Raw genomic sequence first — 21794 nt, 5'->3', positions numbered from 1 at the left:
AGATCAGACCACGGTCTGACGTGATGCACCCCTGACCCCTGACCCTGAGTCGGGGCTGCGTTTGAGTGCAACGGCCCGTCGTGGAAAGATGAAGGTGGTCGCCCCTCTTGACTCAAGCGGGGCCCGTCGTGCCCAAAACGCGAGGAGAAACGTCGTGACCCCTGCTTCGAGCTCTCAGAAGGCAACCAGGAGCCCACGCAGCCGAGCCCCCAAGGAGAAGGCGGCCGAGGAGGCTGCCGAGTCCACCAAGAAGCCGACGCGTACCCGCGCGAAGGCCACGGCGGCGAAGGAGCCCGCTGAGAAGCCGAAGCCCGCTCGTACCCGCAAGCCCAGGGCCGCAGCGGCGGAGTCGCCCAAGAAGGCCACCCGGGCACGTGCTCCGAAGGTCGACCCCGAGGTGACGGAGGAGGTCGAGATCGACGACGTCGACATCGACCCCACCGACGACGACATGGACGACCTGGGCGAGCCGACCATCGCCCAGGTGACCTCCGGCGAGATCGAGGTCGAGGTCCAGCGCGACGGGGACGACGTCGTGCTCAAGGTCGGGGGCAAGAAGCGTTCCCTCGACGAGGTGGACGACTCCGAGTTCGTCGAGGAGAAGGAGGCGACCCTCGAGAAGGAACTGACCGAGGAGGAGGGGTTCTCCCTCTCCGACAAGGACGACGCCGACGAGCCGGAGCAGCAGGTCGTCTCCGCGGGTGCCACCGCCGACCCGGTGAAGGACTACCTCAAGCAGATCGGCAAGGTGGCCCTGCTCAATGCCGTGGAGGAGGTTGAACTCGCCAAGCGCATCGAGGCGGGTCTGTTCGCCGAGGAACGCCTCGGCAACTCCGAGGTCCCCATCGACCCGGAGGACCTCGACGACTTCGAATGGATCGCCAACGACGGCAGGCTGGCGAAGAACCACCTCCTGGAGGCCAACCTCAGGCTCGTGGTCTCCTTGGCCAAGCGTTACACCGGGCGCGGCATGCTCTTCCTCGACCTCATCCAGGAGGGCAACCTCGGCCTCATCCGTGCGGTGGAGAAGTTCGACTACACCAAGGGCTACAAGTTCTCCACCTACGCCACTTGGTGGATCAAGCAGGCCATCACCCGCGCCATGGCCGACCAGGCACGCACCATCCGCATCCCCGTCCACATGGTCGAGGTCATCAACAAGCTCGCCCGTGTGCAGCGGCAGATGCTGCAGGACCTGGGCCGCGAACCCACCCCGGAGGAACTCGCCAAGGAACTCGACATGACCCCCGAGAAGGTCGTCGAGGTCCAGAAGTACGGGCGGGAACCCATCTCCCTGCACACCCCGCTGGGTGAGGACGGCGACTCGGAGTTCGGTGATCTCATCGAGGACTCCGAGGCGGTCGTCCCGGCCGACGCCGTCAACTTCACCCTGTTGCAGGAGCAGCTCAACGACGTCCTCGACACCCTCTCCGAGCGGGAGGCGGGCGTGGTGTCGATGCGGTTCGGGCTGACCGACGGACAGCCGAAGACCCTCGACGAGATCGGCAAGGTCTACGGGGTCACCCGGGAACGGATCCGCCAGATCGAGTCCAAGACCATGAGCAAGCTCCGCCACCCGTCGCGCTCCCAGGTGCTCCGGGACTACCTCGACTGAGCCGTGGACGAGGAGACGTTCCGACGTCCCCGAGCCGAGGTCGCGCCCGTCATCGACCAGGACGACGTGCCGACCGAGGAACTCCCCGGGCTGCCGATCCAGGACCCCACCCCGACCGTGCCGATGGGGCAGGGGTATCCCGTGCACCCGACCACACCCTCACTGCCCGAGGCGGCCCCGCCCCGGGCGGAGACCGTCGACGAGCGGCGACGCCGGGAGATGAGGGAGTACCGGCTCACCTTCTGGCGGGCCTGGGGGATCCGCGCGCTGCGATTCGTGTTCACCCTGCAGCTCCCCATCGCCCTTGTCACCCCCGCCGCGGCGCTGGTTGACCGGTGGGTATTGCCGGGGCATGGCATCCCACGTTGGGCGACGGTGGCGAACGTCGTGCCGTGGCTGGCGGTCTTCGCGGTGCTGCTCCTCGGTGAGGTCACGGCGAGGCGCACCCGGTGGGGGTCGCTGCTCGGGTGCCTGGCCCGTTCCACCACGATCGCGATGGCCGGGGTGGCCTTCGCCCACGTGAGCACGTCCAGCTGGATACCCGGCCGCATCGGGTCCGAGCTCGCCCTGCCGGGCGGGATCACCGTGCCCGTGGACCTCACCCTCGCCCGCACCGTCGTCCTGCTGCTGGGCTGGGTCGTGGTGCTGCCATTCCTGCTCACCCTCTCCCGGGGCGCCCAGATCCAGCTCGACGGCACGTCACGGTTCGGGCTGCCCGGCCACGAGGGGCTCAGGGTTGCCCTCGTCGGCAGGGATCCCTGGGCCCTCGGTCACCAGACGACGCCGCTGGTCATCTCGCAGTACCGGCGGCGCGTCGCCCGTTTCTACGTCGGCAGGGTCGCCATGGCGCTGTGGTGGCTGTTCGCACTCGCGGTGATGGCGGCGGTCGCCACCGCCTGATGGATGGTCGTCAGCTGCGCACGGCCGCGATGGCCGCGGCGACGGCTGGCAGGTTGGCGTCGTTGAGGGCCGCGACGCACATCCGGCCCGCGTCGGTGCCGTAGATGCCGAACTCCTCGCGCAACCGGACCATCTGCTCCTTCGTCAGCCCGGAGTAGGAGAACATTCCCACCTGCTCCGCGATGAAGTCCATGTCCTCGATGCCCGCCGCCCGCAGCCGGGCGACGAGCTCGGAACGCAGCGACCTGATGCGCTCACGCATCCCCTGGAGCTCACGCTCCCACAGGTCCCGGTTCGTGGGGTCGGTGAGCACGTCGGCGACGATGGCTGCGCCGTGGGTGGCCGGGTTGGAGTAGTTGGTGCGGATGCAGATCTTGATCTGGGAGAGCACCCGCCTCGCCTCGTCCGCGTCGGCGCAGACGACGTGCAGCGCCCCGATACGTTCGCCGTAGAGCCCGAAGGACTTGGAGAATGACGTCGAGACGAACAGCGGGCCGCCCGCCTCGACGAAGCGCCCGATGACCGCGCCGTCCTCGACCACACCCTGGCCGAAGCCCTGGTAGGCCATGTCGAGGAAGGGGATGAGGCCTCGCCGGGAGATGACCTCGATGACCCGGGTCCAGTCGTCGTGGTTGAGGTCGTAGCCCGTGGGGTTGTGGCAGCAGGCGTGGAGGACCACGACGGTGCCCGACGGGGCCGCCTCCAGATCCTGCAGGAGGCTGTCGACGTCGATGCCGCGCGCGTCCGCGTCGTAGTAGCGGTAGGTGCCGACCGTGAAACCGGCGCGGGCGAAGATGGCCCGGTGGTTCTCCCACGACGGATCGGAGATGAGGACCGTCGCCTCGGGGGTGAGGGTGCGCAGGAAGTCGGCGCCGAGCTTGAGCGCGCCGGTGCCGCCGAGGCTCTCCACGGTGGCGATCCGCCCCTCGACGACGGCGGGGTGGTCGGCGCCGAAGACCAGCTCGCGCACCGCGGTCACGTAGGCGGGCAGCCCGTCGATGGGCAGGTAGCCGTGGGGCTTCCGGGAGGCGACGAGACGCTCCTCGGCCTGGGCGACGCACTCCAGCAGCGGCAGCCTGCCCTCCTCATCGAGGTAGACGCCCACGCCGAGGTTCACCTTCGTGGGGCGCTCGTCCCGGTTGTAGGCCTCGATGAGGCCGAGGATGGGGTCAGCGGGGGCAAGCTCGACACGGGCGAAGAGGGACATCGGCGTCGGTTCCTTTCTCATCGGTGCCCCCAGCCTAGACCCCGTCCCGGGACCCGTCCACGTCAACGCAGGGCCGGTCCCGCCATCCTGCGGAGTGGAACGCCCCCCATGACGGTCGGGGAGCGACGCTAGGGTGCTCGACATCCCACCGAAGGGTTGTCATGGAGATCAACTTCGCCTCCTCCAAGCTCGCCACACTGGGCGTGGAATGGGAGCTCGCGCTGCTCGACGTCGCCACGGGGGAGCAGGTTCCCGTTGCCCCGCGCGTGCTCGAGCGGGTGGCGGATCCACAGGGCGGTCCCATCCGTGGGGAATTCCTGGACTCGATGGTGGAGCTCGTCACCGGGGTCCATGTCCGGGTGGGGGAGGCCATCGGGGAACTCGCGGGGCTTCGGGACCAGCTGCTGGAGTGGCTCGACCCCGAGGGGGTGGCCCCTGCAGGCATCGGGGCGCACCCCTTCCAGGATCCCCGCTCCCAGAACGCCACCGGCGGCAACCCCCAGTACCGTCGGGTCCTCGACAGCGGCGGCTGGTGGGCGGAGCAGCTGGCCATCAACGGCCTCCACATCCACGTCGGCGTCGACGACCGGGACCGCGCCCTCGCTCTCACCCATGCGCTCGCCCGGCTGAGCCCCCTGTTCGTGGCCCTGTCCGCCTCGTCCCCCTACTGGTTGGGTTCCGACACCGGATTCGCGTCGCAACGCACCATGCTCTTCCAGCAGCTGCCGACCAACGGGCTGCCGTGGCCGCTCCAGACCTGGGAGGACTACGTCGCCCACGCGGAGGATCTCGTGAGGGCGGGCATGGTCACCCACGAGACCCAGATCCGCTGGGACGTCCGCCCCTCCGCCTTCGGCACCGTGGAGATCCGCGCCATGGACTCGGTGCCGACCCTCATGGAGATCGGGGCACTGGCGGCATTCGCCCAGACCCTGGTGCTCCGTGAGACCCGGGTCCCCGACGGCTGGGACCGGCCGATCCAGCCCTGGTTCCTGCGCGAGAACAAGTGGCGGGCCGCCCGCTACGGCGCCCGGGCCGAACTCATCCAGGTGGTGCCGGGGGCCTTCTGCACCCCGCTGAGTGAGGCGGTGGGGTTCTGGCTCGACGAGCTGGCCCCCTACGCGGAGGAACTCGGTTGCTCGGCTGAACTGGCGGATCTCAGCCGGATCCTGACGATCGGGCCCAGCCACGTGCGGCAGCGGGCCGTCGTCGAGGCGGGCGGCGGCCTGCAGGATGTGCTTCGATCAGTCATCGACGAAACCTGTGATGGACCAAGGAGATCTGGATGAAACCGTTCCTGCTGCTGAGCACCCGCCCCGAGGACGGAGCCGCCGTCGGGGAGCTGGAGGCGCTGCGCCGCCTAGGTGGCCTCGGGCCAAAGGAACTGCACCAGATCCGGGTGGAGCAGGAGCCGCTGCCGGAGCTTGACCTCCAGGGCTACGCGGGGGTGTTCCTCGGCGGTGGCCCCTTCAACTCCTCCGACGCGGACAAGGGCGAGCTGCAGCTCCGCGTCGAGGCCGACCTCGCCGGGGTCCTCGACCGGGTGCTCGCCGACGACCTGCCGTTCCTCGGGCTGTGCTACGGCATCGGGACCGTCACCGCGCACCTCGGTGGCCTCGTCGACCGCAGCTTCGGCGAGGGTGTCGGGGCCATCGACGTCACCGTGACCGACGAGGGGCGGGACGACCCGCTGCTGGCCGAGGTGGGGGAGGGCTTCCGCGCCTTCGTCGGTCACAAGGAGGCGGTCTCCCGCATCCCCGACGGTGCGGTGCTCCTGGCGACGGGACAGGCCTGCCCTGTCCAGATGTACCGGGTGGGTGGGCGCTGCTGGGTGACCCAGTTCCATCCCGAACTCGACGCCGAGGGCCTCAAGGAACGGATCCGCATCTACCGCAACGCGGGCTACTTCGCGCCCGACGAGGTGACGGCCCTGTGCGAGGCGGCCGACCGTGCCGGGGTCACCCCGGTGGTCCACAGCATCGTGCGCCGCTTCGTCGATCTCCACCGTTGAGGGGCGCGCCCGTCATCGACGGGGGAAGCCATCCGCCACCGCACCACACCGGGCCCGGGTCGCCTTCTCTCCGCTGGTCGAGCCGAGGCCGGAGGCCTCGTGTCGAGACCTCCGGAACAGTCCCTGCGAACCCGCACCGGGTCTCGACTATCGGGCGCACTGCGCCCTCAGCTCGACCAGCGGGGAGAGGAAACCAAGAGAAAATCCTTCCCAATCCCTTGCAATAGAACACTCATTCGATTACAATGGGGTCATGAATCCACTCCCCGCGACCCTCAATGAGGCCTACCTGGCGATTCATGAGGCTGACGCCCATGCTCGGGCGGCGGAGGTGGCACTCATGGTCGGGATCGCGAAAGCCGCCGAACTCTATGAGGTTGACGATGCTGCGGTGATGGAGGCTGTGGAGGGGTTCCTTGAGCCGGGTGGGGACGGTACCCCGTCGGTGGGTGAGTTCCTCGCCCACGAACTGGGTGGGATCCTGCAGATCTCCCCCGAAGCGGCGTTGGAGAAGATCGGGATCGTTCGGGAGGGTGCACGGGTGGGGGGATCGTTGCGAGGATCGGTATGGTGGCCTCTTGGCAAGGCGGACGACGAAGAGCGCACTGGATCGTGCGTTCGAGGAGGACAACGCTGCCAGGGGGTCACCGGGGCGGCCGCAGTAGATTCGCCCATCCGTGTGCCCTCCCCAATGTACGCTTCCGATTCCCCGCGTTGTGGGAGGCCTTCCTGTCAGGGTCGCTTCGCTGGCGGCAGGTTGCCGAGGTGGTCAATCGGCCAGCCATCTCCCAGCTGAACGCTCAGGCTGCTGCCCGGTTGGATCGGAAACTCGCTGTCGCGTTGAGGTTGTGGTCGTGGCAGCGGATCCGCCGCAGCCTCGAAGCATGGATCATCGCCGCCGACCCGGCCGCAGCCGCGGAGCGGGAACAGCAGCAGCGGGAGAACCGCTATGTGGCGGTGGATGCGGTCAAGAACGGCCACTGCGCGTTGTATGGGCTGTTGGATCCTCGTGATGCGATCGACTTCGATCACGCCCTGACTGAGGTTGCAAAACCCTCCCCAGCGAGGCGGGGGATCTGAAGCAGCGTCGCGCCGCGGCGGTGGGTGTGTTGGCTCGTCAGGCGGGTGGGCAGGAGATGCTGCCCCAGGCCACGGTGTTCGTCCACATCAACGCCGATGATCCCGCCCTCAACCCTGATGCTGAGTCATCGGGTGTGGCTGAGGTGGAGCGGTGGGGCGCCTTCCTCACCAGCCGGTTGCCGGAGTTCCTGAAGGACTCGAAGGTCACGGTTCGGCCGATCTTTGATCCCGTCCAGCATGCACCCGAGGACCTTCACGACCCGTCGGTCGGGTTGCGGATGGCGGTCACCGCATTGATGCCAGTCGATGTGTTCCCCTACGCTGCCCGGGCTTCCCGTGGTTGTGATCTGGATCACACGATCCCGTACCGGGACGGCGAATCGGGCCAGACCCGGTGGGGCAACCTCGCACCCCTGGCGCGCAGATCGCATCGGGCGAAAACCTTCGGCGGCTGGGTGCTGACCCAACCCGCCCCGGGCTGGTTCCACTGGAAGTCCCCGGCAGGGTTTGAGTATCTGGTGCATGCCACCGGCGGCACGATGTGTCTCCGAACTCCGGAACCAGAACCCAGGGTGGAGGAGCCGCCCCCGCCGTGGCTGGACCCGCCCGAACCCCCAGAGGCCAGGCAGGTGGAATCCGAGGCCTGGGAATGGGTCCAATACGCCCTGTACTGAACGCCCTCTTCCCACCCCGCTGGTCGAGCCTCCGGTGAGCCGAACAGCCGGACCTGTCGCACGGCCCGGGTCGCCCCGGGCGCGATGTCACGGGCCGAGCAGGGCCAACGGGACGACCAGGATGCCGTCGGGGCGGCGGTAGGCGTGTTCTCCGGTGGTGATGACCACCAGGTTGGCGACGCGCTCGCCCAGCTGGGAACGCAGCCACAGAAGGTGACGCACGTCCGAGTCGCTGATGCTGGCGGCGAGTTTCACCTCGATGCCAAGAATCCTGCCGTCGCTGCCTTGAACGATGAGATCGACCTCGTGTTCGCCACCGTTGGTCCGCAGGTGGAACAGCCTCGCCTCGGCTGCCTGTGCGGCGACGCGGATCCCGAGGGTGACGAGGGACTCGAACAGCGGCCCTGCCATGTGGGCGCCGCCCCGGCTCAGCAAGGAGTGCTGATCCAGGTCGAGGAGCCGGGCTGCCAGGGCCGGGTCGGCCAACTGATGCTTGGGGGCCTGTTGCAGCCGTCGAATCGGGTTGTGGGCTGGAATCCAACCGGGAACCGGGTCGAGCAGCCACAGCTGGGTGAGGTGCTCCCGGTACTCGATGGTGGTGGTCTTGGCCGGTTGCTGGCCGTCTCCGCCAGTGGTGGCATCGAGGATGCGTGAGTACGAGGTCGTGGTTGATGAGGCGGCCGCATAGGCGGCGAGCCAGCGACGCAGCACCTCGGGGCGGCGGAGACGAAAACTCAGTTCGGGGAGATCCCGATCAATGATGCGCTGAAGGTAGGCGTCCAGCAGGCCGCGCCGGAGTCGTCCCGGAGTGGACATGATGCCGGGAAAGCCGCTTCGAGTGATCTCGGTGGTGTAGTCGGACAGGGTGAGGGGGCTTGTGCCGCTCACCTCCGAAGTGCCGTCGAGGAGGCTCCGAAGCGAAACCGTGGGCGTGACCGTTCCGCGCTCATGCAGCGCCATGGGGCGCATCCGCAACGACAGGATCCGGCCCGCGCCGCTGTGGGTTCCCGAACCGCTGACCGGTGTCGCCGAGCCCGTCAGGAGGAACCGTCCCGGTGGGGCGCCGGAGTCGACCCGGCGTCGCACCGCGTCCCACACCGAGGGGAGTTTCTGCCACTCGTCGAGCAGCAGGGTGCCGGGCGGGACGGTGGCGAGGGAGAAGTCGGAGGCGGCGAGCTCCCGTTGAGCAGGATCGTCGAGCAACCAGGTGATGGTGGCGCGGCGGGTGGCCGTGTCGGTCTTACCCACGCCCTTCGGGCCGTCCAGGGCGAGTGCCGGAGCGATGGGGAGGAGTTCATCAAGCTCCAGATCAATGGTTCTCGGCAGATACGACACATGGTTACGCTACCATTTCCCGGGTAGTTACGCTACCGTTTTCCGGGTGGTTACGCTACCGTTTCCCGAGGCCGCTGGCGCGTCTGGTCGGGGTCACCACGGCCGAGACCAGGGCCTCCGGTGACCCGAACAGCCGGACCTGTCGCCGGGCCCGGGTGACCGCGGTGTAGAGCAGCTCCCGGGTCAACAACGGCGAGCCCATCGGCGGGAGGATCACGCTCACCGCGTCGAACTCGCTGCCCTGCGACTTGTGGATGGTCATGGCGTGGAGCTCCTGCGCGGCATCCAGCTGCAGCGGGTTGAGCAGGTCGACGTGATCCCCGCGGTCCAGCGCGGCCAGCAGCCTGCCGCCCCGGGCCACGAGCACCGCGACCTCACCGTTGCTCACCACGTCGGAGTTCCGCGTCACGATGAGGGGTTGCCCCGCGTAGGGGCCACCCTCCGGGGCGAGGTCGGGGAACCGATCGGCGAGATGGCGACGCACCACCTGCTGCCAGTGCCCGGTCCCGAACGGGCCCGCCCGGTGGGCACAGAGCAACCGGTGCACCTCCAGCGCAGCCACCGCCGCCTCCGCATCGCCCTCCCGGGCAGCTCGCAGCACCGTCTCGGCGGGTCCTGTGACCGCCTGCTCGAGGCTCGGCAGCTCCGTCAGGTCCTCCCTGCCGCTGTACGGGTCGAGGGTGCACCACTCCGACGCGGCGACGAGCGACAGCACCTCGTCGGCATCGCCGGTGCGGATGGCCTCCGCCAACCGTCCGATGTCCCCGGCGTTGCGGTGCGAGCCGGTGAGCCGCGCCACGGCGGGACCGCTGCGGCTCGTCACCAGGCCGGGGACCCGCGAGATGTCGGCGAGGACGGCCCCGGCCTCGACGGAGGCCAGCTGATCCGGATCCCCGATGAGCACGAGCCGGGTGTCGTCGGCGACGGCGTCGAGGAGCCACGCCATCATCGTCGACGACACCATGGAGGACTCGTCCACCACGACCACGTCGAACGGCAGGGGGTTGCGGCGGTCGTGGCTGCGGGCGTCGCGTCCCGGGATCACCCCCAGCAACGAGTGCAGCGTGCCCGCCCGCAGCTGCACCTGTTCCGGGCGGCGGAGCTTCCCCAGCACGGAGGTCTCCAGGCGTGACGCCGCCTTGCCGGTGGGGGCGGCCAACGCCACCGTGACAGGGGCGACGGCGAGGCTGTCGAGGATCCGGGCCACCACCGTCGTCTTCCCCGAACCCGGCCCGCCCGTGATGACCGAGGTCCGCGACGTCACCGCGGCCTGCACGGCGGCGTCCTGGGACGCGTCGGGTCGCATCCCCGTCGCCTCGGCGAGTTCCGGCGGGGCTGGGGGCGGGTCGAGCTCGCTGCGGTGACGCAGCCGCTGCTCCACCAGCCGCTCCTCCGCGTGGCACCGCGCCAGGTAGAGCAGGTTCCCCTCCAGCCGGAACGGACGGTCCTGCTCGGGGCTGGTCGCCACGGCGGGGGAGGCAGCGACCGCCGTCATCCATGCGCCTGGCTCCGGCCAGGGCAGTTCCGCCGCCTCGGTGACGGAACCGTCGTCCACGGCCCCCGGCACGACGAGGTCGGCGGCGGTGGTGAGGTCGAGGCAGAGCGAGCCCAGGCGCAGCTCGCGAGCCGTGAGGGCCAGCGCCAGCAGCACCGACTCGTCCTGCTCCCCGCAGTACGCCGCCATCCGTCGCGCCAGGTGGAAGTCGGCGAGCCCGATCATCCCCGCCGCCGCGAAGTCGCGCAGAATGCCGGTGGCCGCCACCGGGATCTCGAACTCAGCCATGACCGCCCCCCAGCACATCGGAGACCGCGACGCTCAGCTCCGCGGGCGGATGCCACGCGAAGACCCCCGTCCGGTGGCCGGCCACGACCGGGGTTTCAGGGCCGATCATGCCCCGTACGAAGAGATAACCCACCCCACCCAGGTGGGTCTCCGGCGAGTAGCCGGGGAGCCGCCACGTCAGGTAGCGGTGCAGTGCCGCGCAGTACAGCAGCGCCTGCAACGGGTAGTGGGCCTGCATCATCGCCTGGGCCATCGAGGCGCGCGAGTAGTGACCCACCATCAGCTCCTGGTCCGGGAGGGTGGGAACCCGGTTGGTCTTGTAGTCCACCACGAGGAAGGCGCCGTTCGGCAACTGCAGCACCGCGTCGATGGACCCGGTGAGCATCCCGGTCAACCGCGACACGGCCACATCGGTGGCGAGCAGCCGTGCCGGATACTCCACCAGCGGGTCGTCGGCGGGAAGGTGGGCGGCCATGGCCTCGGCCAGGTCGGCGACGGTGCGCGCCGCCCCCCGATCGCCGAGCGGCAGGTCGAAGTCCAGCTCCGGCAGCCGCGACGCGACCGGCAGGTCAGCCAGGGCCCCGTCGAACAGGTCCCCGAGCGGGGTGGTGACCACCCCCGACAGGGCCGCGGCCAGCTGCGTCGACCGGTCCGGATCCAATCCGAGCCCGGCGGCCCGTTCCTGCACCAGCACCGGGAGGTGTTCCTCGTGTCGCGCCCAGTCCACGGCCTCCAGCACCTCGTGCACGACGGTGCCGAACCGCGCCCCCGCGGGCAGCCCGTTCATGGGCGATGGGGTGGCCAGGGGGCCGGTCAGCTCGGCGGGGATGAGATCCAGGTCGGGCTCATCTCCCGCCAGCTCGTGGAGGGGGGCCGTCAACCCCGAGTAGGAGGTGCGACGCCAGTCCGGGTCGATGTCGCGGCCGAAAACGGAGGCCTGCAACGGTTCATCCGGTGCGGTCGGGGGCTCCCACTGCGGTGCGGTCCAGGGAGCGCTCCTGGCGGAGGAGGTGTGTACCAGCCCCGGGTCGAAGGGGAACCTGCCGGGGTACCGGTGGTACTCACGGGCGAGACCCGTTGCCGACCGGTCGCGGCACAGCAGGGCCGTCAGGGGTCCCGAACCGGCGCGACGATCCATGACGTGCCAGGCGATCGCGAGGTGCCTGGCACGGGTCAGGCCGACGTACAGCAGCCGCAGCTCCTCCTCGCGGGCCTGGCCGCGCACCACGTCGGTGAGGGGATCCCTTGCCCCCGGCCGGGAGCCGACGTGGAGCACCCGCGTCCCGGAGGGGTCCACATACGGGATCGCCCCCCTGAGGTTCACCTCGGTGACGCTGACCTGGGGGAGCAGCACGACCGGGTACTCCAGCCCCTTCGCCCCGTGCATCGTGCTGACCCTCACCGCGGGGAGGTCGCTCGCGAGTCGCTCCGGGACGTCGTCCAGGCCGGTGAGGTCCTCGAGGTGGGCCTGAAGGTCGGCGACGGTGCCGGCCCGGCTCGTCAGGAGGAGGTCGCCGATCTGACGGAGGTCGCTCAGGCGTCGCTCCCCGTCCCCGAGGGTCACCAGGCGGGACGCCGCCCCGTCGAGGGCCGCCCCCACCAGACCCGCGACCCCACCGGCGGCGAACCGGGCGGCCAGCTCGTGGATGCGCTGCGAGGCCGGGGACTCGTCCTGGGCGGCCAGGAGGTCGCCCAGGCGCACCCCGAGCAGGTCGCCGAGCGAGGCCTCGAGGATGCGGCTGCGCGTCGGCTGGGCAACGGCGGCCAGCACCGCGCCCCAGTCCCTGACCGCGGGGGATCGGAGCACGGAACCGCCGCCCAGGAAGGTGGCTGGGACCCCGGCTGCCTGGAGGGCGTGGACGAGCTGGACGGCCCGGCCGCGGGTGCGGGTCAGCACGGCGATGTCCGAGGGGCCCAGCGGGCGGGTGGTGTCGTCGTGCCGGAGGGTGCCGTGGCTGAGCAGGGCCTTCACGTGGGCGACGACATCGGCCGTGACCACCTTCTCGCTCTGTTCCCCCTGCTCGGCTGCCATGCCGCGGATCCACACCCGGGCGCCGGGATCGTCGGGCAGTTCCAGGGCTCCGAGTGCCCCGTCCCGGGCCGCATCCACGGGTTCCACCCGGATCCCGGGGCCGACCTCCACGTCCCCGAACAGCTCCCTCACCCCGTTGACGATGCCGGGCTCGCTGCGGTGGTTCGCGCCGAGGGTTCGTCGCGGCATGAGGCGGGCGGCCTCCAGGTAGCAGCCCAGGTCGGCGCTGCGGAACCCGTAGATCGACTGCTTGGGATCGCCGATGAGGATGACGCTGGCGTCGTCGCGTTCGACGAAGCATCGCTTGAGGATCTCCCACTGGTCGGGATCGGTGTCCTGGAACTCGTCCACGAGGACGAAGGGGAAGCGACGGGCCAACTCGGCTCGGACCAGATCCGCGACGGGCGAGTCCGTGACGAGGTGCCGCAGCCGGCGGGGCAGATCGTCGAAGGACAGCAGCCGCTGCTCGCGCCGCCGTCGATCGAAGTCGTCGCGGACCGCCTCGTGGAAGGACAGGGCCTCACGGTCGTCGGAGACCAGCCCCAGCCGGGAGGGGGCCGCGACCTGCGCGACCGTGAGGGCACGTCTGGCCTCCAACGGCGGCACCTGCAGGTCGCGGTACCGGCGCAGGTACTCGTCGGTGGCGCACTGCGTGACGAGGCGGCGCAGATCCGCGGCAACCTCCTCCCCGTCCCAGTCACCCAGCACCCCGAGGGAGCGCAGCTGCTCCTGGCAGAACGAGTGGATGGTGGCGACGGTGGCGGAGTCGAACTCGTCGAGGGCTCGCCGGAGCCGCGTCACGGCGACCTCGGGCATCGACGACGCGAGCAGCGCGGCGACCGGGTCGCTCGGCGTCGTCCCCGTCCTGGCCCTTTCGATCTCCGAAGCGACGGAGACCAGGCGACGGTGGAGGCGGCCGCGGAGTTCTGAGGCGGCCGCCTTGCTGAACGTGATGACCAGCAGCTGCCGGATGGGCACGTCGTACTCGGCGATGAGGCGCGCCGCCAGGCCGGCGATCGTCCAGGTCTTGCCCGTGCCCGCGCTGGCCTCCAGCAGCAGGGAACCGTCGGGCAGGTCGCCCGTGATGTCGAAGATCATCGTGTGGCCTCCAGGAGGGGGGCGTGGAGTGCGAAGGCCCATCGCCCGAAGGAGCCGAACCGGTCGTCGCCGGGCGGGTCCTCGGGTTGGGGTGGGTCCACCCACAGCTGGTCCGCGGTCTGGTCGTAGAAGTGCTCCCAGTGTCCGGGACGCCACGCCCAGGGGGAGTCGTATGCGTCGACGGGACGGGACCAGGCCTCCGGGGCAGGTCTGCCCGTTCGCAGGCCCTGGACGAGTTCCCGCGCAGGGCCGGCGGGGACCGGAACCAACCGCGACCGGGACAGGACCGTCCCGCGAACCAGCCACCCCAGCACCTCAGCGGCGTTCGGGGGGACCTCCAGCGTCGTCACCTGGGTGTGTGAACGACCGAAGTCCTGCCGCAGGTGGTGGATCCGGGCCCGGGCGTATCTCCCCGACGCGGCCAGGGCCAGGATCTGGACCCAGGGCTCGAACAAGGGGCCGGGCGGTTGGCTCGGGGTCATCACCACGATCTGGTCCCCACGCAGCCGCACCTGCCCGACGAGGCGCGTCCCCCCAACCTCGACGGAGACGGGGTGATCCGTGACCGGGGCCTCCCAGTCGTCCCGCGCCTGCAACCACAGCGCCCCGATGAGTTCCAGATCCGCCTCCAGACCGGAACGGCCGAGCTGACCGATCGGGAGGAGTTCACGACGCTGTTCCGCCCTGGCCGCATCCCACGGGGGTTCGCCCGCCCGGGCGGCGGCGAGCAGCCGGGAGCGGACCCCCCACGCGTCGAGTCCGGAGACGGTCAGGGCGAGGTCGTCGCTGGGATCCTCCGGGGTGAGAGGACGGATCCCCGCCCGTTCCCTCAGGAAGGCCAGGGCGGGATCCTTGAGGAACCGGGCCACCTCCTCCACCGTCACCCGGGGCGAGGACGGCAACTCCGGCAGGGCCAGGACCGAGCGGCGCCGCCGGGTGCACGCCGTCGGCGCCTTGACGGCGCGATCGGCCTGGAGTCGCGCCGCCGCCAGAGCCTGCGCGTCGAAACTCGGCCGCGGGCCCCGGAAGTTCGCCGCGGCATGGGGTGTCGCCGTGCCCTGCCGGACATCGGGGGCGAGGTCGAGCGACCTCGCCAGGCGATCCAGCACCGTCGGCGCCTCGAGCGGGTCCCCCGTGACGCTGCTCCGCGCCTGGTGGGTCACGACGAGGTGCTCGGCGCCCCGGGCGGAGGCCAGCAACGCGGTGAACCACGCCTCCCGGGCGTCGGGGAGCTGGGCCGGGTCGGGGACGTCGGGCATGGCGGCAGCCGGTGGGTCATCGAGTCCGAGCAGGGCCACGACCTTGAAACCCGCGCCCGGAACCTCCTCAGGGGTGGCGACGGTCATCCCGCCGTTCCCCACGACGGGGCGGGCGCTGGGCCGGGCGGCCAGCTCGTCGACGAGGCGGGCGAACTGGGCGGCGGTGACGACGACGGGGCTGAGGGTGGTCTCCCGGGCCAGCGCGGCCAGCCGGGTCGTGGCCTCCTCCAGCAACCACTCCTCGTCCCGGGGCAGGGACATCGTCCCCGTGATGAGCCCGAGGGAGCGCTGCACCCACGTCGGCACCGTTGCCGCCTCGGAGTCGAGCGAGTGGCGACGCAGCCGCGAGTACAGCTCCGTCAGCGCCCCGATCACCTCCAGCTGGGGTGAGGTCACTCCCTCCGCGCCCGCGATGGGCAGGGCGAGGCTGTCGGGGGCGAGGGTGATCCCCGCCAGCAGCCGGTCCAGTCCCCGCGCCAGGGTGTTCTGGGTCACCCCCGGCAGTCCGTGCGCGGCCCGGTGCTGCGCATCCAGACCCCACCGGACCCCGGCCCGCGCCAGCAGCTCCGCCAACTCCGGGCGCTCCGGCAGCGACCAGCGGTGCCGCAGCGGTGCCCGGCCCAGCAGGTCGAGCGCGGTCGAGGCCTCGACGCGCGACTCCGCCAGCCGCGTCGCCTCGGCCACCAGCGCCAGCACCGGGTTGGGCTCCCGGGCGGCGGGGGGACGCTGCAGGCGCAGGGAGCGTCCGGGATGGGGCCGGGTGGCGCCGCCGCTCGTCGGCGCGAGGGCGGCGGTGAGGGCCGGCCACCAAGCCGCCGGGTCGTCGACGACGAGGAGGATGTCGCGGGGCTCCAGCTCCGGATGCGCGGCGAGCAGGTGACACAGCTCGTCGCGGACCAGCTCGACCTGCCGCTGCGGGCCGTGCGATCCCAGCCACGTGACACTCGTCGGCCGGGCGGTGCCGTCGAGCTCGAAGTCGACGACGTCCGCGGGACCGGCGGCGAGCAGCAACTCGGTGGTGGGGGAGAGGTCGGGACACAACAGCATGGCGGTGGGGAGGTCCTCGAGCTGGGGCAGTTCACTGCGCAACCGCTCGAACTCCTCCACGGGATCCCATTCAAGGAGCTCGCTGACCCGGACGAACAGCTCGGGAAGCCAGGCGAGGTGCTCGGGCAGGCCGGCGGGATCGGGATCACTCAACCAGCCCGCCACGAGATCCAGGCGATGCTCGACGTGGACGGCCAGGACCCGGGCGATGCGTCGGGACGCCTCCAGGATGCGCCCGTCAGCCAGGTGCGCGGCCAGGGCACGGTGCTCACCCAGGAGCGCGGGATCCTGCAGCGCCTCCCAGACCGCGAGGTGCAGGGCACGGCCCCGCCACGGCGAGGACTCCCCGTCGCCCAGGCTGCGTTCCCGCTCGATCCGCCACTCCTCCGGGGTGACGAAGACGATCCCGGCCAGGATGCCGAGTCGCCCGGCCAACGCCTGACCTGCGAGCCGTCCGACGGCCGGGGAGGGCACGATGACCCGGGCCCGGTCGAGGACCCCCAGCCCCAGATCCCGCGCCCAGGCCGCGAGGCCGTCGATCAGGTCGTCCCATCGGGCCGCGGTGTGCCGTCGCAGCGTCGCCATCTCATCGGCCGCCGAGGCTGTCCGGACGGGCCCAGCGACTCCACAACGGCCGAAAACCCTGCCGGTGCCAGAACGGCGAGGACAGCGGCGACAAGGAGGCGTGGTCGAGCACGACGGCGGCGCACCCGGCCCCGGCGGCCCGGGACATGGCGTGGGCGACGAGCGCCCGTCCCACCCCGGAGCCCCGGGTGGCCGCGGTCACCGCGGCGAAACCGAGGTACGCCACCGGCCGGATCGACACGAGGGGCGCCGCCCACTCCGAGTCCTGCGGGGGATTGAGCGTGAGCAGCCCGACCGGCCGGTCGTCGCTCAGGGCCAGCCAGCTCCAGCCGGGACGCGACAGGGCCTCGTCGACGTAGACCCCGAGGAGGTCGCGGGGGTCGGGACGCCCCATCGTCGCCCCGAACGGCAGCTCCGCGACGTGCATCTCCTCCAGCAGGTCCAGCATCGTGTCACGATCACCCGGGCGGGCGTCGCGGACCCGGACGTGCGGGTCCGGCACGGGGATCGGCTCATCCTTGACGGTCCGCACCGCGGCGCTGGTCGTGGGGTGGAACCCGTGGGCGAGCAGCGCGGGGATGAGGGTCGTCGCCATGGCGGGGACGTTGACCCCGAGGCGGGCCTCGAGGGGCTCCCTGGCGCTCAGCCACGCCGCGAGGAGCTCGGCGAAGGCCTCGGTGGTGGGCAGGGAGGAGGAGCGGAAGGTGAGGTTCTCCACCACATCGGGGGCCCAGAGGGCGTAGGGGGCGCGCGGATCGGTGTGGCTGACCTGCCAGGAGCCGACGAGTTCTGGTCCGACGGAGACCCAGCGGTCGCCGGCGGGTACCTCGACCGGCCCGGCCAGCGGGTCCAGCTCGTGCAGCCAACGATTGTGTTCCTCGGTCAGCCGCTGCAGCTGCTCCATCCCCGGCGCGTCCATCGTGCCACCACCCTTCCAGGTCCACCGACGCGCCCAGCTTAGAGGGTACGCGGATGGGGGGATCGTGACGAGGATCGTCACGGTGGCCTCATGGCAAGGCGGACGACGAGGAGCGCACTGGATTGTGCGTTCGAGGAGGACAACGAAGTCAGGGGGTCACCGGGGCGACCGCAGTGGATTCGCCTATCCGCGCGCCCTCTCAGAGGTTGTCACAACCGCCGGTTGTCGGTGGGAGGGCATAGTGTTGAGGCGATGACCGCGCCCCAGCCACACGCTGCGTTCGGAGAGGACACAGGATGACCCAAGGTGATCTGACGAGACTTCCCGCCCCCACCCGAGCCTACTGGTTGGTGTCGAACCTCCTCTGGGGGGTCGTGACGACGGTGGCGGGCGTCGCGGCCGTCCTGTGGTTCGGTTGGTCGACGTGGTGGCTCCTCGTCCCGGCGGGCATCGTGGTCCTCACCGTCGTCCAGCTCATCCTGATCCCGCTCAGGTTCCGCAACCACGGGTACCGGGTGAACGACCGGGAGGTGTTCATCACCCAGGGCCGCCTCCTGCTCAGGACCGTCACCATCGCCACCCCGAAGATCCTCAACGCCGTGGTGACGGAGGGGCCGATCCAGCGCCGGTTCAACCTCGCCACGGTCACCGTCCACCAGGTGGTGGGCGAGCACGAGATCGGGTCCGTCCACCCCGACGAGGCGGAACGGCTGCGGGTCCTCATCCTCGAGGCGGCAGAACGGGAGGAGCGGTGAACTCCTTCCGCTGCCCAGCGCGCAGCATCCTGGCGAGTCTGTTCAAGGACGCGGGGCAGACCTTGGCTCTCGTCATCCTGCTGGCTGTCGGATCGCAGACCCCCGACAGCCTCGTCTCGAGGTTCTCCTGGGTCCTGCTCGCGCTCCTTGCCCTCCAGCTGGTCTCCCACCCCTTCAGCTGGTACTTCACCCGGTTCCGGTTCCTGCCCAACGGGGTGGAACGACGCTCCGGGGTGTTCACCCGTTCGGTGCGGACCATGGCGTGGGACGCCATGACCGCTGTCGACGTCACCCAGCACTGGGGTCAGCGACTCCTGGGGCTCCACGAGGTCCACCTCACCCAGGAGGGAGGCTCCACCGGCGGGATCACCTTCGCCGGGGTGGATGCCGCCCTCCTCGCCGAGATCCAGCAGCGGGCCGGGGGAGTCGCTGTCGAGCAGCCCGCCACCCCGGTGGCGGTCGAGGAGCCCTCCCCGGATGTTCCGGGTGGCGCAGCGCCGACAGAGCCACGCGAGGAGATCGTCCCCATCTATCGGGCGAGCGTCGCCGACCTGGTCGTCATGGCCCTGGTGCGGGGCCAGATCCTGCTCCTGGGAGCCGGCGGCCTGATCTCGCTGTGGGAGTTCGTCGACGACCTTCCCGTCCTCGACGGCTACCTCTCCGTGTTCGACGGCGTGCCGGTCTGGGGCAAAGTGACTGCGGTCCTCGTCGCGGCCCTGGCCGTCGGGCTCGTCTCCACCGTCGTGAAGTTCAACGACTTCCACGTCCGCATCGTGGGCGGGCGGTTGGTGACCACCTACGGACTCATCGAACGCAAGGACCGTCGGTTCGACCCGGCGGCCGTGCGTGGCCTCGTCGTGCACCGGAACCTCGTGGAACGGATCCTCGGTCGCGCCCGGCTCGGGGTGCTCACCCGCGATCAGGACCTCGAGACGGAGACCAACACCGTGCTGCCGACCCTGCCGATAGCCACGGTCGAGGCCATCGCCCACGAACACTTCGCCGACATCACCCCCTCGGGTTCCCTGGTGGAGCCGCGTTCCCGCGTCCTCGCCTCGCTCGGGAAGCTGCTCCTCGTCTCGCTGCCCCTCGTCGTCACGGGTGTCGTGATGTGGCTCGTCCGCCCGTCCGGATGGGGGATCGCGCTCGCCCTGGCCCTGGCCTGGGCGGTTCCCCTGCTGATCCTCGGCCGTTTCTTCACGCGCTTCCACATCGACAAGGCGAAGGACATCGTCGTGGTGCGGCGCGATCTCGTGGGGGAGAAGACCACCACGGTGCGCCTCGGATCCGTCCACGCGGTCGGGGCGAGCCACGTGGCGGGCCGCCTCGTCGGCGCCTGGTTCAGCACCTACACCGGAAGTCCCGAACGTCACTGGACTCTCCGGGCCACGGCCGAGGACGTCGAGCGGGTCCGGCGACGGCTCCTGGCCGCGGAGAGGCCGACGGCATGAACGATCCGATCCTCGACGCGCTCGACCCGGAACAGCGCCAGGTCGCGACACTGCTGGACGCCCCCCTCGCCGTGCTGGCCGGGGCCGGGACGGGAAAGACCCGGGCCATCACCCATCGCGTCGCCCACGCCGTCCGGGAGGGTCGCTATGCCGCCAACGCCACCCTCGCCGTGACCTTCACCACCCGGGCCGCGGGGGAACTCAAGACCCGACTCGCGGGGCTCGGGGTGCGTCGGGTGACCGCACGCACCATCCATGCGGCCGCCCTCAGCCAGTGCCGATACTTCTGGCCGAGGGCCTACGGCTCGGAGTTCCCCGCCGTCGCCGACAACGCCTTCGCGCTCGTGGCCAGGGCCACCAACCAGGTGCTCGGGAACTCCGAGACCGCGCTCGTGCGCGACCTCGCCGCCGAGATCGGGTGGGCGAAGTCGAGCAACGTCCCGCCCGCCCGGTACCCGGAGCTGGCGCGGGGGCGCGAGGTGGCGGGGGTGGAACCCGAGCGCGTCGCCCAGGTGATGATGGGCTACGAGAACGTGAAATCGGCGGCGGGCGTGGTGGACTTCGACGACATCCTGCTCTGCGCCGCGTCCATGATCGCGGAGCACCCGGCCGTCGCGGAGCAGATCCGCACCACCTACCGCCACTTCGTGGTCGACGAGTACCAGGACGTCTCGGCCATCCAGCACCGCCTCATCTCCCAGTGGGTCGACGGCCGCCCCGACATCTGCGTCGTCGGCGACCCCCAGCAGGCCATCCACGGTTTCGCGGGGGCGCGGGCCGATTTCCTGCTCGGCTTCGCCCGGGAGCACGACGGCGCCAGGACCGTGCGCCTCGTCCGCAACTACCGCTCCAGCGGGACCATCGTCGACCTGGCGAACCGGGTCGTTCGTCGCCACCGGGGATCGGCGGACCTGCGTGCGACGCACGGGCCCGGGACTCCACCCGAGTTCGTGGCCGAGGGGACGGAGGAGGACGAGGCGCAGGCGGTGGTCGCGTGGTTGCGGGAGCGTCGAGAGGAGGGGGTGCCGTGGGGGGAGTGCGCCGTCCTCTACCGCATCAACGCGCAGTCGCCCGTGCTCGAGGCGGCGCTCGACGCGGAACGGATCCCCTACCAGGTCAAGGGCACCGATCGGTTCTGGGAGCGTCCCGAGGTTCGCGACGTCGTCACGCGGCTGCAACGACTCGTCACCGAACGCCCCACCGCGACGCCCCGGCAACTCCTCGACCTCGTGCTCGCCGCGATCCGCTGGCAGGAGGAGGCGCCCACGGGCATGGGGGCGCAGCGGGAGCGCTGGGAATCGGTCTCGGCGCTGGTGCACATGATCCGCGACCAGGAGACCGCCGATCCCGACTGGAGCGGCCCCGAGTTCGGTGCCTGGCTCGCCGAGCACATGAGCCTCGAGACACCGCCGACGACGAGCGTGGTCACGCTCGCCACCATGCACGCCGCGAAGGGCCTGGAATGGGACGCCGTCGCCGTCGTCGGGGTGCGGGAGGGCATGGTGCCCTTCGCCCTGAGCCAGGAGGAGCCGGCGCTGTCGGAGGAGCGGCGGCTCCTGCACGTCGCCGTCACCCGGGCCCGCAAGCGGCTGCGCTTGTCCTGGCCCACCTCCCCGGCCAGGGGGCGTGGCACCCGGTCGAGGTTCCTCACCAATCTGGTGCCGGGCGCGGCCACACCCGCGACCCGGGAGGACCCGAAGCCGAGGAGAAGTCTGCGTTCGCGCACCTGCTCGGTGTGTGAGGGGCAGCTCCACGACGCGGCGGAACGCAAGCTGGGACGCCACCACGACTGTGAGGCCCCCTACGACGAGGAGCTCCTGGCGGTGCTGAAGCAGTGGCGGCTGGAGACGGCGAAGGCGGCCTCACAGCCCGCCTTCGTGGTGTTCACGGACGCCACCCTCCAGGCCATCGCCGAGGCGGTGCCGACTGACCGGGCCGGGCTGCTCAGGCTCCCGGGCATCGGGGCGGTGAAGGTGGACCGGTACGGCGATGCAGTGCTGGACGTCATCCGGGGGCATCTCTCGGCCTCGACGTGAGAGGTCC

16 protein-coding genes and 1 pseudogene are annotated in these 21794 nt (G+C 70.8%); 10 read left to right on the top strand and 7 right to left on the bottom strand.

Translation table 11 applies throughout. The annotated features are described in order from the left end of the window. Nucleotides 1–88: 88 nt before the first annotated feature. Entirely contained in the window at nt 89–1615 is a 1527-nt protein-coding gene (locus EII35_RS06015) for an RNA polymerase sigma factor (protein WP_125227556.1), read from the top strand. 3 nt (nt 1616–1618) lie between these two features. Beyond that, nucleotides 1619–2515: a hypothetical protein gene (locus tag EII35_RS06010; protein ID WP_125227555.1), complete on the top strand. Its 897-nt coding sequence runs from the start codon at nt 1619–1621 to the stop codon at nt 2513–2515. A gap of 10 nt (nt 2516–2525) precedes the next feature. Here the strand turns inward: EII35_RS06010 and EII35_RS06005 are convergent, their stop codons facing one another. After that, nucleotides 2526–3743, bottom strand: a complete 1218-nt coding sequence (locus EII35_RS06005) for an amino acid aminotransferase (protein WP_260465030.1) — start codon at nt 3741–3743, stop codon at nt 2526–2528. A gap of 140 nt (nt 3744–3883) precedes the next feature. Here EII35_RS06005 and EII35_RS06000 point away from each other — a divergent pair, with 140 nt between their 5' ends. From EII35_RS06000 to EII35_RS05985, 5 genes are all read left to right on the top strand, one after another. Beyond that, nucleotides 3884–5011, top strand: a complete 1128-nt coding sequence (locus tag EII35_RS06000; RefSeq protein ID WP_125227554.1) for a carboxylate-amine ligase — start codon at nt 3884–3886, stop codon at nt 5009–5011. After that, the gene (locus EII35_RS05995) at nt 5008–5733 is read left to right on the top strand and encodes a glutamine amidotransferase (protein WP_125227553.1); all 726 of its coding nucleotides are present in this window, start codon (nt 5008–5010) and stop codon (nt 5731–5733) included. Before EII35_RS06000 ends, EII35_RS05995 begins: the two co-directional genes overlap by 4 nt. A 253-nt stretch (nt 5734–5986) precedes the next feature. Beyond that, nucleotides 5987–6529 carry a hypothetical protein gene (locus EII35_RS15865; RefSeq protein ID WP_185744205.1) on the top strand — a complete coding sequence of 181 codons (543 nt, stop codon included), beginning with the start codon at nt 5987–5989 and terminating at the stop codon, nt 6527–6529. Continuing rightward, nucleotides 6448–6813 carry a DUF222 domain-containing protein gene (locus EII35_RS05990; protein ID WP_185744202.1) on the top strand — a complete coding sequence of 122 codons (366 nt, stop codon included), beginning with the start codon at nt 6448–6450 and terminating at the stop codon, nt 6811–6813. The genes EII35_RS15865 and EII35_RS05990 overlap by 82 nt, the downstream gene beginning before the upstream one ends. Nucleotides 6814–6839: 26 nt before the next feature. Next, nucleotides 6840–7487, top strand: coding sequence for an HNH endonuclease (locus tag EII35_RS05985; protein WP_148098933.1), 648 nt, complete (start codon nt 6840–6842; stop codon nt 7485–7487). Between the two features lie 87 nt (nt 7488–7574). Here EII35_RS05985 and EII35_RS05980 read toward each other — a convergent pair whose 3' ends face one another. From EII35_RS05980 to EII35_RS05960, 6 genes and pseudogenes are all read right to left on the bottom strand, one after another. Continuing rightward, nucleotides 7575–8822: an ATP-binding protein gene (locus EII35_RS05980; protein ID WP_125227550.1), complete on the bottom strand. Its 1248-nt coding sequence runs from the start codon at nt 8820–8822 to the stop codon at nt 7575–7577. Between the two features lie 55 nt (nt 8823–8877). Further along, a complete protein-coding gene (gene recD, locus EII35_RS05975) occupies nt 8878–10605 on the bottom strand; it encodes an exodeoxyribonuclease V subunit alpha (protein ID WP_125227549.1) in 1728 nt (575 codons plus the stop codon). Beyond that, nucleotides 10598–11743, bottom strand: coding sequence for a PD-(D/E)XK nuclease family protein (locus tag EII35_RS16805; protein ID WP_464115351.1), 1146 nt, complete (start codon nt 11741–11743; stop codon nt 10598–10600). The genes recD and EII35_RS16805 overlap by 8 nt, the downstream gene beginning before the upstream one ends. 30 nt (nt 11744–11773) lie before the next feature. Further along, nucleotides 11774–13735 (bottom strand): annotated as a pseudogene (locus EII35_RS16800) (UvrD-helicase domain-containing protein); the annotation flags it as partial. Beyond that, nucleotides 13732–16626, bottom strand: a complete 2895-nt coding sequence (locus EII35_RS05965; protein ID WP_125227547.1) for an exodeoxyribonuclease V subunit gamma — start codon at nt 16624–16626, stop codon at nt 13732–13734. The pseudogene EII35_RS16800 and the gene EII35_RS05965, both read right to left, overlap by 4 nt. Nucleotide 16627: 1 nt before the next feature. Next, nucleotides 16628–17626 (bottom strand): GNAT family N-acetyltransferase, encoded by a 999-nt coding sequence (locus tag EII35_RS05960; protein WP_125227546.1) that lies wholly within the window; start codon nt 17624–17626, stop codon nt 16628–16630. Between the two features lie 215 nt (nt 17627–17841). Here EII35_RS05960 and EII35_RS05955 point away from each other — a divergent pair, with 215 nt between their 5' ends. Genes EII35_RS05955 through EII35_RS05945 form a run of 3 tightly spaced genes read left to right on the top strand, consistent with a single transcriptional unit; the run spans nt 17842 to nt 21787 of the window. Further along, nucleotides 17842–18300 carry a PH domain-containing protein gene (locus EII35_RS05955; protein ID WP_125227545.1) on the top strand — a complete coding sequence of 153 codons (459 nt, stop codon included), beginning with the start codon at nt 17842–17844 and terminating at the stop codon, nt 18298–18300. Next, on the top strand, nt 18297–19751 hold the full coding sequence (locus tag EII35_RS05950) for a PH domain-containing protein (protein ID WP_125227544.1): 1455 nt from the start codon (nt 18297–18299) through the stop codon (nt 19749–19751). Before EII35_RS05955 ends, EII35_RS05950 begins: the two co-directional genes overlap by 4 nt. Then, nucleotides 19748–21787 carry an ATP-dependent DNA helicase UvrD2 gene (locus EII35_RS05945; protein ID WP_125227543.1) on the top strand — a complete coding sequence of 680 codons (2040 nt, stop codon included), beginning with the start codon at nt 19748–19750 and terminating at the stop codon, nt 21785–21787. Before EII35_RS05950 ends, EII35_RS05945 begins: the two co-directional genes overlap by 4 nt. Nucleotides 21788–21794: the final 7 nt, after the last annotated feature.

Source organism: Arachnia propionica, from assembly GCF_003932785.1.
Classification (GTDB): Bacteria; Actinomycetota; Actinomycetes; order Propionibacteriales; family Propionibacteriaceae; genus Arachnia; species Arachnia propionica_B.
The sequence above is the reverse complement of the archived record's forward strand: the minus strand, read 5'-3'. Positions and strand labels throughout refer to the sequence as shown.

Bases quoted from the DNA above. Each gene is read 5' to 3' on its own strand.
- EII35_RS06015 (WP_125227556.1), top strand. From the start codon at position 89: ATGAAGGTGGTCGCCCCTCTTGACTCAAGCGGGGCCCGTCGTGCCCAA.
- EII35_RS06005 (WP_260465030.1), bottom strand. From the start codon at position 3,743: ATGAGAAAGGAACCGACGCCGATGTCCCTCTTCGCCCGTGTCGAGCTT.
- EII35_RS06000 (WP_125227554.1), top strand. From the start codon at position 3,884: ATGGAGATCAACTTCGCCTCCTCCAAGCTCGCCACACTGGGCGTGGAA.
- EII35_RS05995 (WP_125227553.1), top strand. From the start codon at position 5,008: ATGAAACCGTTCCTGCTGCTGAGCACCCGCCCCGAGGACGGAGCCGCC.
- EII35_RS15865 (WP_185744205.1), top strand. From the start codon at position 5,987: ATGAATCCACTCCCCGCGACCCTCAATGAGGCCTACCTGGCGATTCAT.
- recD (WP_125227549.1), bottom strand. From the start codon at position 10,605: ATGGCTGAGTTCGAGATCCCGGTGGCGGCCACCGGCATTCTGCGCGAC.
- EII35_RS16805 (WP_464115351.1), bottom strand. From the start codon at position 11,743: ATGGATCGTCGCGCCGGTTCGGGACCCCTGACGGCCCTGCTGTGCCGC.
- EII35_RS05965 (WP_125227547.1), bottom strand. From the start codon at position 16,626: ATGGCGACGCTGCGACGGCACACCGCGGCCCGATGGGACGACCTGATC.
- EII35_RS05955 (WP_125227545.1), top strand. From the start codon at position 17,842: ATGACCCAAGGTGATCTGACGAGACTTCCCGCCCCCACCCGAGCCTAC.
- EII35_RS05945 (WP_125227543.1), top strand. From the start codon at position 19,748: ATGAACGATCCGATCCTCGACGCGCTCGACCCGGAACAGCGCCAGGTC.